This is a genomic window from Burkholderia sp. Ac-20379, assembly GCF_017104645.1.
Classification (GTDB): Bacteria; Pseudomonadota; Gammaproteobacteria; order Burkholderiales; family Burkholderiaceae; genus Burkholderia.
In genome coordinates, this window is the sequence record NZ_JAAGPF010000012.1 from 34,490 (window position 1) to 51,041 (window position 16,552).

Genomic DNA, 16,552 nt, shown 5'->3' on the forward strand with positions numbered 1-16,552 from the left:
TGACGGAAAACGAAACCGCGCCGCGCTCGCGGCCCCGGCACGCTCGCACCGGCCCATGAAAACCGACCTCGATCCAGCCCCGTTTTTTCGTCCGTCGCCCCCCTCAAAACGCTCATCCGCGACAAACCGCCCCTTGCAAACGCTTATTACTACAAATTCTTAGAACAATCTGGGCGATCATTCCGGGCTTGAAAGCGGCCGATAACGTCACAAAAATATCAATTCATTCAATTACTTAAAGTTTTTCCCCACGCATTCTTCACGGGAATTCGGCCGCTGTCGTTTTTTTGCACCGGGTGGGCATATCAGGGAAATCCATTATCATTGCGCCCGGAACTATTCAAAAATTGATCGTGAACCCCGTCGCTTCTCTCGCCGCACCCGTTTCGCTGGATCTCCCCGGTCCCGGTCCCATCATCAAGATGCCCTACGTCCAGACGGGCGAAGGCGATGTCGTCGTGTTCGTGCACGGCTCGCTGTGCGACTTCCGATTCTGGCAACCGCAGCTCGCCGGCCTCGCCACGCAATTCACCTGCATCGCGCCGAGCCTCACGCACTATTGGCCGGCCGAACCGTCGGACGATCTGCCCGCGTTCAGCGTCAGCAACCACGCCGATCAGGTCGGCGCGTTCGTGCGCCAGCTCGGCGCGGGCGCCGTGCACCTGGTCGGTCACTCGCGCGGCGGCAGCGTCGCGTTCCAGGTGGCGCTGCGCTTCCCGGAACTGGTGCGCTCGCTCACGCTGTGCGATCCGGGCGGCACGCTGTCCGGCATCGAGAACGCCACGCCCACCACGCTCTCGCTCGAAACCAAGCGCCTGCGCACGCGCGCCGTGTCGCTGATCGCCAACGGCGAAGTGGATGCGGGCCTCGAACTGTTCGTCGATTCCGTCAGCCGCGCCGGCTCCTGGCAAAAGAGCCCGCAAGGCTTCCGCACGATGACCACCGACAACGCGCGCACGCTGTCGATGCAACTGCGCGATCCGCTGCCGGCGTTCTCGGCCGAGGTGGCCAGCCGCATCGCCTGCCCGGCGCTGATGATCGACGGCGAAAAGAGCCCGAAGCCATATCGCGAGAACGCCGCCGCGCTGGCCGGCTGGATCGCCGGTGCGTCGCAGGTCACGATCGAAGGCGCCTCGCACGGCATGAACATGGCGCGCCCGAGCGCGTTCAACCGCCACCTGGCGGCGTTTCTTCAGAACGTCTAAGCAGCGCTGCATCGCAGTCCTGCCCAAAACGGCCGGCTTCCGACTTCGTCGGGCCGGCCGTTTCGCTTTGATACCGCCGGATCGTGCCGCGCCTCGTGCGACGCACGGCGCGCGCAAGGCCGCCCGGCACGGTAGAATCGCCAACGATTCTTGTTTGCATCCTCCCGCGGCACAGCCATGCGTATCCTCGTCGTCGAAGACGATCCCGACATCCTCGCCAACATCTCCGGCCATCTGGGCAACCGCGGCCATATCGTCGACTGCGCGTTCGACGGCCTGCAGGGCTATGCGCTCGCCACCGCGCACGAATTCGATCTGATCGTGCTCGACCTGATGCTGCCGCGGCTCGACGGCTACAGCCTGTGCCGCAAGCTGCGCGAGGAAGCGCGGCTGGAAACGCCGGTGATCATGGTGACCGCGCGCGATACGCTCGACGACCGCCTCGAAGGCTTCGACGCGGGCGCCGACGATTACCTCGTCAAGCCGTTCGCGCTGGCCGAACTGGCCGCGCGCGTGAAGGCGCTGCTGCATCGCACGCGCCGCCCGGCCGCGCGCACGCTGCAGGTGGCCGATCTCGCCTACGACGTCGAAACGCGCACGCTGACGCGCGCGGGCGACACGCTGCGGCTGCCGCCCGCGCCGCTCAAGCTGCTGCAGATCCTCATGCAGGCCAGCCCGGCCGTGGTGCACCGCGCGCGGCTCGAAGAAGCGCTGTGGCTCGATTCGCCGCCCGACAGCGACAGCCTGCGCACGCACATCCACCTGATCCGCCAGGTGATCGACAAGCCATACGGCGCGCCGCTGCTGCGCACCGTGCACGGCATCGGCTACCAGCTTCAGGATCCGCAGCGTGTGGAACCCTAGGCGCACGCTCGCGCGCCAACTGATCCTCACCTATCTGCTGGTGGCGGTCGTGGTGGCCGCGCTGCTGTCGCTCGCCTCGCTGTGGGCCATCGATACGCTCGAAGTGCACTTGCAGCGCATCGACATGGGCATGGCCGTCAACCGGATCCGCGACGAATACCTGAACGGGCGCGACGTGGGCCGCGAGGATCGCTTCTTTCACGGCGCGCCGGGCAGCACGGCGTTTCCGCCGTGGCTGCGCGCGCTGCCGGCCGGCTTCAGCAAGATCGAGCACGACGGCCGCCAGTGGCACGCGATGGTCGACGATCGGGACGCCACACGGTATCTGCTGCTGCGCGACTACACCGAGTTCGAACACCGGCAGCAGCGCTCGCACTGGATCGCCGTGGCCAGCATGGCCGGCGCGCTGATCCTGGCGTTCGTGCTCGGCGGCGCGATCACGCGGCGCTTCGTGCGGCCGCTGCTGCGGCTCGCCGCGCAGGTGGGCGAACGGCCCGCGCTGCCGCCGCAAACGCGCTTCGCGCACGAATATCCCGACAACGAGATCGGCCGGCTCGCCGCCGCGTTCGACGACACCTACAACCAGCTCGAAGCGGCGTTGCAGCGCGAGCGGCTGTTCACGGCCGACGTGGGCCACGAGCTGCGCACGCCGCTGATGGTGATTTCGAGTTCGGCAGAGCTGCTGCTCGACGAGCCGGGCCTCAGCGACGCGCAGCGCAGCCGGCTGCAGCGCATGCACACGGCCACCAAGGAGATCGATCAGCAACTGGCCGCCTACCTGCTGCTGTCGCGCGGCGCGGGCGACACGCACGGCTTCCTGATGACGGGCGCCGTGGAGACGGCCCGCGACGAAACCGGCCGCTGGCGCGCGCTGGCCGCGCAGCGCGGCTTCGCGCTCGATCTGGAAACCGATGAAGCCGTGGCTGGCGACGCCGCCATGCCGCGCTATCCGTCTGCATTGCTGCGCATCGTGCTGTCGAACCTGATCCGCAACGCGCTGCAGCATGCCGACGGCGGCACGCGCATTCTGGTGCGCGCCGCGCCCGGCTCGCTGGAGGTGAGCGACGACGGCCGGGGCATCGCGTTCGAGGCACAGGCGGGCGTGTTCGCGCCGTTCGTGCACGGCGAGCGCGCCGACGCCGGCAACCTCGGGCTCGGGCTGTCGCTGGTGCAGCGGATCTGCCAGCATCAACGCTGGCGCGTCACGCTCGATTCCGCGCCGGGGCGCGGCTGCCGCTTCCGGATCGACCTGCAGGGCGCAGAGCCGAAGCGGCGCTTCTGAGCACGCTCAGACGTCGGCCCACATCCGCAGCAGGTTGTGATAACTGCCCGTCAGTTGCAACAGCGAGGCTTCGTCGGCGCCCTGCTGCGTGAGCCGCTGAATCGCCACGTCCATCTCCAGCAGCAGGCTGCGCTGCGCATCCTCGCGCACCAGGCTCTCGATCCAGAAGAACGATGCCAGCCGTTCGCCGCGCGTGACCGGCGCGACGCGATGCACGCTCGACCCCGGATACAGGATCATGTCGCCCGCCTTGAGCTTGACGCGCTGCTCGCCGAACGTGTCGCGCACGATCAGTTCGCCGCCGTCGTACGTGTCCGGCTCGCACAGGAACAGCGTCGCCGACAGGTCGGTGCGCACGCGCTCGCGCGATTCGCGGATGCCGCGCACGGCGTTGTCGATATGGAATCCGAACGCTTCACCGCCCGCATAGCTGTTGAACAGCGGCGGGTAGATCTTCTTCGGCAGCGCGGCCGACATGAACACCGCGTGCTGCGCGAGCCGCCGGATGATCTCGTCGCCCACCTCGCGCGCGAGCGGATCGTCGCCGGACAACTGACGGTTGTCCTTCACGCGCTGCGATTGCACGCCGGCCGTGACGCGCCCGTCCACCCAATCGGCCGCGCGCAGCCGCGCCGCGATCGCCGCCGCTTCTTCCGGGCTGAACACGCCCGGCACTTCCACCATCATGATTGCTCTCCCGTTGCCGCAATGCGTTGCGCGGCGGCCTCGTGAAACGGAGCCGCCGCGCGCCTGCATGACGTCTTGTACGCCTAGAACTTCACGTCGGCCGTCATCAGCACCGTGCGGCCCGCGCCGGGCACGCCGTAGATCTGATAGCCGTCGAGCGACGCGCCGATCGCCGAATAGTAGAACTTGTTGAACAGGTTCTGCACGTTGAGGCTCACCGACAGATGCTTGTTGACCTCGTAGCGCGCGGCCAGCGAGTGCAGCCAGAACGCCGGGGCCTTCTCGTTGTCGGCCACGTACACCGGGTGCTTGCCGTTCGCGCCGTTCACCGTGCTGCTGTTGTTGTTCTGGCCGCCGACGTAGGCGTTGTCGGTGTAGCGGCGCGTGCCGACGTACTGCACGCCGTAGCTGACGCCGAACTTCGGCGTGACCTGGTACGACGTCCACAGATTGAACGTGGCGTTCGGCACGTTGCCGGGGCGCGCGCCTTCGTTCGCGCCCTTCGTGATGCGCCCGCGCATGCCGGCGAAGCCCGCGAACGCCGACCATTTATCGGTGATGTTGCCCGACATGCCGAGCTCGATGCCGTCCACGCGCTTCGGCGGCAACTGGCGCACCACGGTGGTGGTGCTGTCGCCGTAATCCCACGAATCGCTGAGTTCGGTGCGGAACAGCGCGCCCGTCAGCGACAGGCGGCGATCGAACAGATCCCACTTGGTGCCGACCTCCCAGGTCTTGGCCGTGGCCGGCTTGACGCTCTGGCTGGTGGTGTCGCCGTAGATCACGTTGTTGGTCGTGCCGCCCACCGCCGACGGCTGCGTGGCCTGGCTGTACGACGCGTAAATGCTGCCGAACGGCACCGGCTTGTAGGTGATGCCCGCGCGGCCGCTCCAGGCGCCGTCGTTGCTGCGCGCGATGGTGTGCGCGTTGGCCGCGCCGTTCACCTGCTTGACCGAGAAACGGTCGTAGCGGATCGCGCCGTCGACGATCCACTTCGGCGTGAGCGTGACCGTGTCGCGCAGGTAGACGCCGCCGTCCGTCACCGCCGAGTAGTCGCCCGCGCCGCTTTCCTCGGTCGGCACCGCGCCCATGCTGGTGCCGTACGAATTGGCGAGCGACATCACCGGGTTGGTCGCCGGCCCGATCACCGTGCGCGTCAGGTCGCCGTAGCGCTCGTGATAGAACTCCGCGCCCGCCACCACGTCGTGATGGATGTGGCCCGTGTCGAACGCGAGGTTCAAATTGGTTTCGTTCGCAACGATGTCGTAGCGCTTCGAGGTGCCGTAGTTGTTGCCGCGCATCACCGCCAGCCCGCTCATGTTCGGGTCGAGCGCGTAGCCGCTGTACGACTGCACGCCCGAGGCGCTCGCGATCAGCGGGCCGGTGCCCACGTAGCCGAGCGAGGTGCCGGCCGTGCTGTTGAAGCGCGCCGGCGCGAGCACCGTCACGCGATCGGTCTGCTCCCAGCGCGTGATGTTGGAGATGCGCACGTTGTCGTTGACGTTGTGCGCCGCCTTCACCGTCACGCGATTGGTTTCGGTGCGATCCGTGTACAGGTTCGGATCGCCGTACCAGGCGTTGCGCGCCACGCCCGGCATCGGCGAGCCGCCCGTGCCGCGCTGGATCGGAATGCCGCCGTCGGGCACGTTGTCGTCGTGCTGGTGCAGGTAGTCGATCGTCACCGTGGTGGGCGTGCCCAGCCCCATCGCCAGCGAGCCCGCCACGCCCCAGCGGTCGTAGTTCGTGACCGCGCGGCCGTCGACGTCGTTGCTGTGGCGCATCAGGTTCAGCCGCAGCGCCGTGGTGTCGTTGAGCTGCTTGTTGAGGTCGGCCGTGACGCGCCGGTAGCTCGCACTGCCAAGCGATCCCTGCAGATGATAGGCGTCGCCCAGATGCGCTTCCTTGGTGATCAGGTTGACGCTGCCGCCCGGCGCGGCCACGCCCGATTCGATCGAGCCGGTGCCCTTGAACACCTCGACGCTCTCGGTGTTGAACGTGTCCATGCGGCTCGCCAGGCCCGCGTCGCGAATGCCGTCGGCCGTGAAGCTCTGTTCCGACGAGAAGCCGCGAATCGTGAACATGTCGCCCCAGCCGAGATTGCCCTCGCCCGACGTGAACGTGATGCCCGGCACGTTGCGCAGGATGTCCTGCAGGCTCTGCGCCTGCTGCTCCTCGAGCACCTTCTTCGGGATCACGGCCACGCTCTGCGCCATGTCGAGGATCGGCTGCGTGAACTGCTCGGAGCGGACGAATTCGGTCTGGTAGGACGAGCGGGATTCGCGCACGGAAACCGCCGGCAGCGCGGCGGTGGGCGGCGTGGCCGATGGGGTGGCCGGAGCGGCCTGGGCCGGCGCCGCGGCGTTGGCGGCGTTGGCAGTAGCCTTCGATTGCGCCGTATTGGCCGCCCCGCCCGGCTCCGCAGCCGGTTGCGCCTGGGCCTGCGCGCCCGACATCACCGCGATGCCGAGCGTCGCGCCCAGCATGCCTGTCAGCAACCCCGACGGACGCTTACCCCTTCCCCGATACGGCAACATGCTTACCCTTCCGTTGTAAATACAAATGATTGTTGTTTGCGGTACGGATTTTAGGGAGGGGAATGTCAACGAATCGTTAAGACTAACGAAATGAAGGTGAAAGCCTTGCCGGTGGCGTGGGGGCGTTTCGAGAGCCGGATGGTTCCGGCCGCCGGTCGCCGGCGGCTCCGAATGTTCAGATGTTTTGCGGCCTGCGGCATGGATGCCGGCCGGGCGCAGGTGGCGTCACGCCTGTAACGCGCCGTAAATCGCAGCGCTCGCCTGGGAGCCCGAACCGGTCAACGCGATCGCCTCCGGCTTCGTTTCCTGATGAACAAGATCGATGGAAACCGAGGAGACAACGCGTGCATCCGCAACGAAGCTTCATCCGCGCCCTGCCCCTGATGTTCGCCGCGACGTTGGCCTGGGCGGCCCCGGCGGCGCAGGCCGATACGCCAGCCGCCGCCCCGGCGATGCGCGAGCGCGACGTCGTGCACACCCCGGTGCCGATCGTGCAGCCCGGGCGGCTGGAACTGGCCACGCCCTCCGGCACGGTTCAGGTGCCGATCGCGGTGTCGCGCGACTGGACGCAGCCGCAGCCCGGCATCACGCGCGCCGTCATCGTGATCCCGGGATGGCCGCGCCGCGATCTGACCTCGGGCGAGTACGCGGCCCGGATCGCCGGCCCCAGTGCGCGCGATGCGTTGCTGATCACGCCGCAATTTCTGACTGCGAAGGATATTGCGGCGCATCGCTTGCCGGACACCATGCTCCGCTGGCGCGAAGACGACTGGCCGCGCGCCCGGCTGTCAACCGGCCCGGTCGCGATCAGTTCGTTCGAGATCGTCGACGAAATTTTCAAGCGCCTCGCCAACCGCACGCTGTTTCCCAACCTGCGCATGATCGTGCTGGCCGGGCATTCGGCGGGCGGACAATACGTGCAGCGCTACGCGGCGCTCGGGCGCGGCGAGGCCGATCTGGGCAGTGCGCCGATCCATCTCCGCTACGTGGTGGCCAACCCCGCGACCTACCTCTATTTCACCGATGTGCGGCCCGGCTCCGACGGCGCGTTCGCGCCGTTCGACGCGAAACAATGCCCGAGGTTCGAGCGCTGGAACTACGGCCTGGGCTCCGGCGTGCCGCCGTACGCGGGCGCGCCGGCCACGGCCGAGGCGGTGCAGGCCCGCTATCTGAAGCGCGATGTCGTGTACCTGCTCGGCACTGCCGACAATTCGCCGGACGAGGATGCAGTCGGACACAACTGCGAGGCCGATGCGCAGGGGCTCACGCGCTACGCTCGCGGGCTGGCCTACGACGCCTATATCCACATGCTCGATCCGAACACGCATCAGCATGTGCTCGAAGCGCCCGGCATCGCCCATTCGAGCGGGCGCATGTATGCGTCGGCGTGCGGGATGGCCGCGTTGTTCGACAAGCCGGGTTGCAACGAGGCGGTGCCGGAACGGCAGTGAGGGGATGCGGCGTCAATCGCGCTGCGGCGTGTCCCGGATATAAGGCGCGTCGAACGTCGTGTCGTACGTGCCCTTCCAGGAGCGAACGCGCATCGAGGTCGTGTAGGGATACTCATGATTCGCGGCGGGTATCCGGTCGGCCGGATACCATCGATCGGCAACGAACCCTTGCGGCATCGCCGGGTCGCCGAGCCAAATGTATGAAACCAGGGCGCGCTGTTCATCGAGGATCTCGCGGATGAACCGGATCGCGCCGCCCGGTTCATCCGCCGTGCCCGACACGGACGAGAAATGCCCGTGCGTCGACGCGTAGCAGACCATCACGTCCTGCTCGTCCGTCACGTGGATCGCCAATGGGCCGCCTGCCGATCCCTAGGGCGGCGGCACCTGAATCTTGAGGTAGTGCGCTCCGGATTCGACGAATCCGGAAAGATGGCCGCGCCAGTTCGGGAAGACGGAAAGCAGGTCTTCCGCCATTCGGCGGGAAAACGGTTCGAGCAATTCGATCATGGCGGCGTCCCCTTGGTTTGCGGGCCAGGCGGGCAGGCACGCCGCCCAGCCACCGCCCGCCCCCCTCGGCGCGCGACGGCCCGGCGGCGTAACACGCATCAGATCACGACCAGCAGCCCCGCAAACACCGCATACAACGCACCGACACAGGTCAGCAGGCGGCTGTTGACGCGCGAGGCGCGAAACACGAACTGCAGATACACGATCGCGATGGCCGTCATCACGGCGGCCAGGATCGACGGCGTCGCCAGATGCCACGGCGTGAAGAACAGCCCGAACGCGGTCGGAATCGTCGCCTGGATCATCATCGCGCCGCTGATGTTGGCCAGCGCGAGCCGCTCCTTGCCCTGCCGCACCCAGATCACCGCGTTCATGATTTCGGGCAGCTCGGTGGCGATCGGGCTGAACAGCAGCGCCGTCAATTGCGGGCTCATGCCGAGCCACGGTCCCACCGCTTCGATCTGATTCACGAACAGATGCGACGCGGCGAAGATCACCACCAGCGCGCCGAGCGTCTGCAACAGCACCCAGCCGAGCGCCGGGTTGTCCGAGCGCGGGCGCAGCATCAGCGGTTCGAGCTCGCCGTGCTCGCCGCCATCGCCTTCGGCCGTCAGTTCGCGCCAGCAATACACGGCATAGGCCGCGAGAAACGCGATGCCGAGCAGCGGCTTGTACTGGAACACCACGAGGCCCACGCCGATCTTCACGACGAAGATCGCGAGGAACCACAGCTGGTCGCGGCGCAGTTGCGCGGTGTTGGCCTGCACCTCGCTCGCACGGCCCAGGCGCTTCGCCACCGCGAGCAGCGAAATGCCGACCACGGCGTAGGCCACGGTGCTCAGCGCGAGCGGGCCGCCGATCGCGGCGCCCACGCCGATCTCCTTGGTGGCCGGCGTATTGCCGAACGCCACGGCCACCAGCGTGACGACGCTCTCGGGCAAGGCGGTGCCGAACGCGGCGAGGATCGTGCCGGTGGCGGTCTGCGTCAGGTTCAGCTTCTGGCCGAGCCATTCCACGCCGTTGACGAAGGTTTCGCAGGAAAAGTAGATGATGCCGGCCGCGGCCAGCAACAGGACGAACGTCAGGATCATCGCGGGCACCCCGCAACGACGACGGCACTACGGCAGGAGGGATTGAGGGACATCTGTTGTTATCTCCACGGGCCGGGCGACGCAACCATGACGCTGCCTTCCAGCCCGGCCCGGGAGGAAGGAACGTCATAGGTCTCGCCAGGCCGTGGGACAACACGGCTGCCGACGCCATGACCGGTTCAGGTCAAATATGTTGACGTCGGCGCTTCGCCGGGGCGGCAAAGCAGACTACTCCCCTAAGACAAGCCGCTATTCTAGCCGATGATTGTGACAGCACCAATTTTTTAGGCGGCAGGACTAAACAATCGCCCCGCCGCCGCCCGCGAACGCGGCGTTCAATCGGGCAAGGCAATGCCCGACAGGCGCTCGCAGGCGTCGAGCAAAGCGGTTTGCACGCCGGTGTCGTGCGTGACCGGATCGGGCCGGCGCAGCTTGCGATGGAAGAAATACTGCCCGGTGACGCGCGCGTTCGCGTCGTCGCCGGCCGCGAGCCAGGCCTGCGTGCGATGCGCCTGATCGAGATCGTCGGGCGCGCCGGGGCCGCCCATGCGCGTCGGCACCCAGCCCGGCTCCAGCGCGTTCGACAGCACCTCGGGCCAGCGGCGCGCCACCGCGAACGCGAGCAGCACGTCGTACAGCTTGCTCTCCGCGTAGGCCTGCGCGCCGGCCCAGCGCCGCCGCGTCCATTCCAGATCGTCGAGCGCGGCGCGCGTGCCGTGATGCATGCCCGAGCTCAGATACACGAGCCGCTGCGGGCGCTGCATCAGTGCGGTGAGCACGTACGGCGCGAGCACGTTGACGGCGAACACGTGCGGCAGCCCGTCGGCGGTCTCCACGCGCGGCTCGCGATAGCCGACGGCCACGTTGTGGATCACCGCATCGAAGCGGCCCAGCGCGTTGGCTTGCCCGGCCACCTCGCGCATCGCATCGAGCGTGGCGACATCGCCCGTCACCACGGCTTCGGCGGCCGGACAGTGCCGGCGCGCCGCGTCGGCCCGCGCGGCGTTGCGGGCATGCAGCACGACGCGATGCCCCTGATCGGCCAGCAATTGCGCGGCCATCAGGCCGAGCCCGTCGGCCGACCCGGTGATGAAGATGCGTTGCATGGCGGCTCCTCTAGCGAAGGCGTTCAACATAACGGATTCCGAACGATACGGCTGCGCCGCGCCGCTCAGCGCGCCACCAGGCCGGCGAGCACGGTATCGAGCTCGACCTCGCCCACGCGATGCTCGCAGCCCGCACCCTCGAAATCGATCCAGCCTTCGTTGAAGCCGTCCACCATGCGCATGCGCGGCAGCGGATGCTGCATGCCCTGCGAGCGGAACAGCGCCTCCCACGTGTCGCGCGGTACCGGCTCCATCCGCACGGCGTGTCCGAGCGCGGCGGCGAAGCCCGCGGCGATGTCGTCTGCGCTGTAGCGGCGCGGGCCTTCGAGCTCGACCACGCGCACGCCGTCCCAATGCTCGCGCAACATGCTTGCCGCATGGCGGCCGATGTCGGCCGTCGCCACCATCGGGATCGGATGATCGAGCGGCTGCAGGAACGACGGCACCACGCCCGTGCGCGCCGCCGCCACATCCCACGCGGCGTTTTCCATGAACCAGCCGGCGCGCAACAGGCCGACCGGCACGCTCAGCGTGCGCAGCGTCGCTTCGGTCATCTTCGAGTTGTTGAGCAGGTTCGGTTCCTCCACATGCGCGCCGACGGTGGACAGGAACACCACCTTGCCCGGCCGCGCCGCCTCGATCGCCGTGCGCACGGCGGCGCCGGTCGCCACCGTTTCCGGGAAGCCCGGTGCGGGATCGTAGTTCGGCGGCGTCATCAGGAACACGCCCGTGGCGCCGCTGAACGCGCGCGTCAACGCGGCCGCATCGTCGATCTCGGCGATCGCGATCTCGCAACCGAGCGCCGCCCAGCGCGCCGCCTTCGCCGCGTCGCGCAGCACGGCGCGCACCGGTTGTCCCGCCGCCAGCAGCGCACGCGCCACTTCGCCACCCACCTTGCCGCTGATGCCAGTCACTGCATACATGGTTCATTCCTCCGGATCGCTGAACGTTTTTGCCTGGGAACGCATGGCACGCGAGGCGTGCTGCATGCGACCGACCGAAGCGTACGCCGCAGCCGCGCGCCGACGAATGGCCTGGCCGTCAGGACATCGATGACTTGGCGTCACGAGTGGAGGAAAACCGTATCGGCCGCCCGAAACGCAGCCGTAACCGCAGCCATAACCGTAGCCGTAAACGCACACGCGGCGCGAGCCGAAGCATCGCGCCGCGTGGCGGAACCACCGCGAATCGCCGGATCAACGCGCGGGCGGCGGCTCCGCATCGGGCTGCACCGACGGCTCGGCCGCGGCGAACGCGGGCAGGGCCGAGGCATGCGCGTACAGGCGCATCAGCGTGGGATACGCCTCGAGCGGCACGGCAAAACGCTTCGCATTCCAGATTTGCGGCACGAGGCACAGATCGGCCAGCCCCGGCGTATCGCCGAACACGCAGCGGCCCACGCGCGGATCGGCCGCGAGCCGCCGTTCGAGCGACGTGAACCCCACCTCGATCCAGTGCGCATACCACGCGCTTTTCTGCGCGTCGCTCACGCCGAGCGTGCCCTTCAGATAGGAAAGCACGCGCAGGTTGTCGACGGGATGGATCTCGCAGGCCACCTGCAACGCCACCGAGCGCACGAACGCGCGATCGCGCGGCGCGGCCGGCAGCAGCGGCGGCTCGGGATGGCACTCGTCGAGATACTCGACGATGGCGAGCGACTGCACGAGCGGCGGCGCATCGCCGTCGATCAGCGCGGGCACGAGGCCGTCGGGATGGATCGCGCGATACGCCTCGCCCAGTTGCTCGCCGCCGCCGCGCACCAGATGCACGGGCGCCTGCGCGTAGTCGAGCCCCTTCAGGTTCAGCGCGATGCGCACGCGATACGACGCCGAGCTGCGGAAATACGTATGCAGCGTGAGATCAGCCATCGCTGCGCGCTCCGTCGGCCACGCCCACGCCGCCCGGAATGCCGGCCAGCGCCGGCAGGATCGTGCCGACGCACGGCCCGAAGCCGATCCGGTAGCCGTCGCCCTGGCAGTGGCCGGCCAGCGTCAGCGTGTCGCCGTCCTCGATGAAGCTGCGCGTGCCGCCGCCGTTCAGCGCGAGCGGCGCCTTGCCGCCCCAGGTCAGTTCCAGCAGGCTGCCGTAGGCATCCTTCTCCGGCCCGCTGATGGTGCCCGAGCCCATCAGGTCGCCCACCCGCGTGTTGCAGCCCGACACGGTGTGATGTGCAAGCTGTTGCGCCATCGACCAGTACATGTGCCGGAAGTTGGTGCGGCTGATCACGGTGGCCTCGCTCGCGCCTTCCGGTTGCAGCAGCACCTCGAGGCGGATGTCGAAGCCGTGCTCGCCCGCGTGGCGCAGGTACGGCAGCGGTTGCGGCTCCTGCCGCGGCTGCGCGACGCGGAACGGTTCGAGCGCGTCGAGCGTGACGATCCACGGCGAGATGGTGGTGGCGAACGTCTTCGAATTGAACGGCCCGAGCGGCACGTATTCCCATTGCTGGATGTCGCGCGCGCTCCAGTCGTTGAGCAGCACCATGCCGAAGATGTGCGCCTCGGCCTGCTCGCACGCCACCGGCTCGCCGAGCGCCGTGGCCTGGCCGATCACGAAGCCCGTTTCGAGCTCGATGTCGAGCCGGCGGCACGCGCCGAACACCGGGCGCTCCTGGTCGGGCAATTTAAGCTGGCCGAGCGGGCGGCGCACCGGCGTGCCGCTGACCACCACCGACGAGGCGCGGCCGTTGTAGCCGATCGGCATCTCCGACCAGTTCGGCAGCAGCGCATTCTTCGGATCGCGAAACATCGAGCCGATGTTGGTCGCGTGCTCCTTCGACGAATAGAAATCGGTGTAGCCCGGAATCGCCACCGGCAGATGCAGCGTCGCGCCGGCCATCCCGGTCAGCACGCGCTCGCGCAGCGCCGCATCGTCGCGCAGTTGCGGGTTGTCGCGCTCGAACAGCGCGCTCAGTTGCACGCGCACCGCGCGCCACGCATCGCGGCCGAGCGCGATGAAGGCGTTCAGCGTGGGCGCGTCGAACACGGTGTGCGCATCGGCGCCGGGCACCGCGAGCAGGCCGGCCTGCGCCAGCGCGGTCAGGTCGACGATCGCGTCGCCGAGCGCCACGCCCGCGCGCGGCTGTGCCGATTTCGCGTCGCTGAAGATGCCGAACGGCAGGTTCTGGATCGGGAAATCGCAACCGGCGGCGTTCGCCGAGTCGAGCCAACTGCGCAGCGAGGGCGCGAGCGTGTCGTTGAGGTCGGTTACGGCGGTCATCGTTGCTCCGGATTGAAGTGTTTCGTGAGGTCTTGCCAGCAGCGGTAGTAGTTCGCCTGCAATTGGGACGTGTCGAGCGCGAAGCGCGTCGGGCGGATCAGCGTGCGGGTCTCGAACATGAACGCCATCGTGTCGCCCACCTTGTGCGGCGTCGAGGTGTCGGACGCCGACGCCTTCTCGAACGTGCCCGCATCCGGCCCATGGCCCGACATGCAGTTGTGCAGGCTCGCGCCGCCCGGCACGAAGCCGTCGGCCTTCGCGTCGTACGCGCCGTGCACGAGCCCCATGAACTCGCTCGCGACGTTGCGGTGGAACCAGGGCGGGCGGAACGTGTCCTCGGCCGCGAGCCAGCGCGGCGGGAAGATCACGAAATCGATGGTGTCCACGCCCGGCGTGTCGCTCGGCGATTGCAGCACCAGGAAGATCGACGGATCGGGGTGATCGAAGCTGATCGAGCCGATCGTGTTGAAGCGGCGCAGGTCGTAGCGGCACGGCGCGAAGTTGCCGTGCCAGGCCACCACGTCGAGCGGCGAATGGCCGATCTTCGCGCGCCAGAGCCGGCCGTTGAGCTTGGCCACCAGTTCGAAATCGCCCTCGCGATCCTCGTAGGCGGCCTGCGGCGTTTCGAAATCGCGCGGGTTGGCGAGGCCGTTCGAGCCGATCGGGCCGAGGTCGGGCAGTTGCAGCGCCTGGCCGAAGTTCTCGCAGATATAGCCGCGCGCCTCGCCGTCCGGCAGCGCCACGGTGAAGCGCACGCCGCGCGGAATCAGCACGATCTGCTGCGGCTCGACATCGATCCGGCCCAGCTCGGTGGCGATGAACAGGCGGCCCTGCTGCGGCACGATCAGCAGCTCGCCGTCGGCGCTGTAGAAGAAACGGTCCTGCATCGAGCGGTTCGCGGCGTACACGTGGATCGCACAGCCGTTCATCGCGGCGGCCGAGCCGTTGCCGGCCATCGTCACCCAGCCGTCGATGAAATCGGTCGGCTCGGCGGGCATCGGCAGCGGATCCCAGCGCAACTGGTTCGGCGGCGTGGGCGGCACGTCGGCCGAATCGGCCGCGAACTCCGAAACGAGCGGGCGGGCGCGCTCGAGCGGCTCGAACGGCAGATGCACGGCGGCCGGGCGGATCCGGTACAGCCAGCTGCGGCGGTTGTGGGCGCGCGGCGCGGTGAACGCCGTGCCCGACAACTGCTCGGCGTACAGCCCGTACGGCGCGCGCTGCGGCGAGTTGCGCCCCTCGGGCAGCGCGCCCGGCAGCGCCTCGGTCGCGAAGTGGTTCGCGAAGCCCGGCTGGTAACCGGTTTCGCCCGGTCGGCTCAAATCCAAGGTCATTTCGATCTCCGGTCTGGCGGTGCGCGACATGCGCTCGCCTCAGCAAATTTTTACGCATTGTATAACTCATTACGTTTAATTTAATTTGCGTTTACCCCTAGACGAAGGACGGACGCGTGCCGTCCTTCCCGCTCGAACGAGGAACGACAGGCGTGCGCGGGCCGTGGCGCAAGATGCGCGTCACATCGGGGAAGCCAGGCGGGGAAAGGCGGCAGGCGCGGCGGAGCGAACGCCCGCCGAGGGAGAACCGGGCCGCGCAACGGCGGCCCGGCGATGCTCAGGACGCGTCGAACATCCCGAGGTAGAGGAACGCGCCGGGCGGCTGCGCGCGGTCGAGCGTGCCGCTCGCGCCGACCTGCGCGAGCGCGTCGGCGGTTTGCTGGCGGTTGGTCACGAGCGTCCAGTCGGCGGCGGACGGCGTGTCGGCGGCGGCGTCGCCCGCATCGTGCGCGGTGTCGATCAGTTCGGCGGGCAGCGCGTGCAGCACGCCGAGCAGTTGCGCCGGCTCCGGCGACAGGATCAGGAAGCCCTCGTTCGACACCGATGCCTGACTGATGCCGAGCGCCTCGCAGATCGCCCGCTTGGCCGGCGCGGCGCGCGCCTGCTCGACGCGGCTGCGCTCGGCGGCCTCGCGCGCGGTGGCGTCGACGATCACGCCGCCGGCGATCAGCGGCTGCGCGGATTCCCAGGCCTCGGGCGGGCAGCCCTTGTTGGCGGGCACGAGCGGCAGGAACGGATTCATCTCGGCCGGATAGACGCGGCACACCATCGGCCGGATCTCATAGGCCGTGCAGCGCATCGCGTCGTCGAGGTTCGGGCACGGGCCGGTGAACGAGGCGGCCAGCGTCACGTCCACGCGAATCGGCAGCGAGCCGCTCGCGGCGGCGAAGCTGCGGCCGCGCTTGTAGTGGCCGAAGGCGTTGTCGGGTTCGGGTTCGGCGAGCCAGGGCACGGCTTCGCAGAGGATGTCGACGCGGCCGCCGCGTTCGAGCCAGGTGCGGGCTTCGGCGGGCGTGACGGGCAGGCGCAGATCCTGGCAGCAATTGCCGCAGGACGTGCAGTGAAACGGGATATCGCTCAACGGGGGACCTCGTTCGTCGCGTCGGCCGCTGTCGTGTCGATGCGGCCTGATTCTGGCGACGAACTATAGCGAGTTTCGGGCGGCCGCGTATGGCCCCCGAAACCGTGCGCCCCGCAATCCGCCGCTCAACCGGCCTCGGGCGCGCCGCGTTGCGGCTGGGCCGGGCGCGGCGCGGGCTGGGCGGCCAGCAC

15 protein-coding genes and 1 riboswitch are annotated in these 16,552 nt (G+C 68.4%); of the genes, 4 read left to right on the forward strand and 11 right to left on the reverse strand.

Annotated features, from left to right (window positions below; genetic code table 11):
* The first annotated feature begins 353 nt into the window (after positions 1–353).
* The 3 genes from G3N92_RS03060 (at position 354) to G3N92_RS03070 (ending at position 3,351) form a co-directional block, all read left to right on the forward strand.
* Positions 354–1,205, forward strand: coding sequence for an alpha/beta hydrolase (locus G3N92_RS03060; protein ID WP_206125959.1), 852 nt, complete (start codon positions 354–356; stop codon positions 1,203–1,205).
* A 177-nt stretch (positions 1,206–1,382) separates the two neighbouring features.
* Positions 1,383–2,069: a response regulator transcription factor gene (locus G3N92_RS03065; protein ID WP_206125961.1), complete on the forward strand. Its 687-nt coding sequence runs from the start codon at positions 1,383–1,385 to the stop codon at positions 2,067–2,069.
* Entirely contained in the window at positions 2,056–3,351 is a 1,296-nt protein-coding gene (locus G3N92_RS03070; protein ID WP_206125962.1) for a HAMP domain-containing sensor histidine kinase, read from the forward strand. The genes G3N92_RS03065 and G3N92_RS03070 overlap by 14 nt, the downstream gene beginning before the upstream one ends.
* A gap of 6 nt (positions 3,352–3,357) precedes the next feature.
* Here G3N92_RS03070 and G3N92_RS03075 read toward each other — a convergent pair whose 3' ends face one another.
* Together G3N92_RS03075 and G3N92_RS03080 are read right to left on the reverse strand one after the other, a co-directional pair.
* Positions 3,358–4,038, reverse strand: coding sequence for a Fe2+-dependent dioxygenase (locus G3N92_RS03075; RefSeq protein WP_206125964.1), 681 nt, complete (start codon positions 4,036–4,038; stop codon positions 3,358–3,360).
* Positions 4,039–4,121: 83 nt separating this feature from the next.
* Complete coding sequence (locus G3N92_RS03080; RefSeq protein ID WP_241014543.1) at positions 4,122–6,521, reverse strand: TonB-dependent siderophore receptor; 2,400 nt, start codon at positions 6,519–6,521, stop codon at positions 4,122–4,124.
* Between the two features lie 395 nt (positions 6,522–6,916).
* Between G3N92_RS03080 and G3N92_RS03085 the strand changes: the two genes are divergently transcribed.
* Complete coding sequence (locus tag G3N92_RS03085) at positions 6,917–8,023, forward strand: alpha/beta hydrolase (protein WP_206125967.1); 1,107 nt, start codon at positions 6,917–6,919, stop codon at positions 8,021–8,023.
* 12 nt (positions 8,024–8,035) lie between these two features.
* On the opposite strand, the gene G3N92_RS03090 is transcribed toward G3N92_RS03085, so the two are convergent.
* The 9 genes from G3N92_RS03090 to G3N92_RS03130 all read right to left on the reverse strand — a co-directional run bounded on the left by G3N92_RS03090 (position 8,036) and on the right by G3N92_RS03130 (position 16,361).
* Positions 8,036–8,365, reverse strand: coding sequence for a hypothetical protein (locus tag G3N92_RS03090; protein WP_206125969.1), 330 nt, complete (start codon positions 8,363–8,365; stop codon positions 8,036–8,038).
* A gap of 30 nt (positions 8,366–8,395) precedes the next feature.
* On the reverse strand, positions 8,396–8,533 hold the full coding sequence (locus G3N92_RS03095; protein WP_206125970.1) for a hypothetical protein: 138 nt from the start codon (positions 8,531–8,533) through the stop codon (positions 8,396–8,398).
* A 98-nt stretch (positions 8,534–8,631) separates the two neighbouring features.
* Positions 8,632–9,624 carry a sodium:calcium antiporter gene (locus G3N92_RS03100; protein WP_206125972.1) on the reverse strand — a complete coding sequence of 331 codons (993 nt, stop codon included), beginning with the start codon at positions 9,622–9,624 and terminating at the stop codon, positions 8,632–8,634.
* Between the two features lie 141 nt (positions 9,625–9,765).
* Positions 9,766–9,873: riboswitch (yybP-ykoY riboswitch) on the reverse strand.
* Positions 9,874–9,959: 86 nt separating this feature from the next.
* Complete coding sequence (locus G3N92_RS03105; RefSeq protein WP_206125973.1) at positions 9,960–10,730, reverse strand: SDR family NAD(P)-dependent oxidoreductase; 771 nt, start codon at positions 10,728–10,730, stop codon at positions 9,960–9,962.
* Positions 10,731–10,795: 65 nt separating this feature from the next.
* Positions 10,796–11,653: an NmrA family NAD(P)-binding protein gene (locus G3N92_RS03110; protein ID WP_206125974.1), complete on the reverse strand. Its 858-nt coding sequence runs from the start codon at positions 11,651–11,653 to the stop codon at positions 10,796–10,798.
* 273 nt (positions 11,654–11,926) lie between these two features.
* The gene (gene maiA / locus G3N92_RS03115) at positions 11,927–12,598 is read right to left on the reverse strand and encodes a maleylacetoacetate isomerase (protein ID WP_206125976.1); all 672 of its coding nucleotides are present in this window, start codon (positions 12,596–12,598) and stop codon (positions 11,927–11,929) included.
* Positions 12,591–13,946, reverse strand: a complete 1,356-nt coding sequence (gene fahA / locus G3N92_RS03120; RefSeq protein ID WP_206125977.1) for a fumarylacetoacetase — start codon at positions 13,944–13,946, stop codon at positions 12,591–12,593. The genes maiA and fahA overlap by 8 nt, the downstream gene beginning before the upstream one ends.
* Positions 13,943–15,280 carry a homogentisate 1,2-dioxygenase gene (gene hmgA, locus G3N92_RS03125; RefSeq protein ID WP_206125979.1) on the reverse strand — a complete coding sequence of 446 codons (1,338 nt, stop codon included), beginning with the start codon at positions 15,278–15,280 and terminating at the stop codon, positions 13,943–13,945. The genes fahA and hmgA overlap by 4 nt, the downstream gene beginning before the upstream one ends.
* Before the next feature lie 277 nt (positions 15,281–15,557).
* Positions 15,558–16,361 carry a YkgJ family cysteine cluster protein gene (locus tag G3N92_RS03130; protein WP_206125981.1) on the reverse strand — a complete coding sequence of 268 codons (804 nt, stop codon included), beginning with the start codon at positions 16,359–16,361 and terminating at the stop codon, positions 15,558–15,560.
* Between the last annotated feature and the right edge of the window lie 191 nt (positions 16,362–16,552).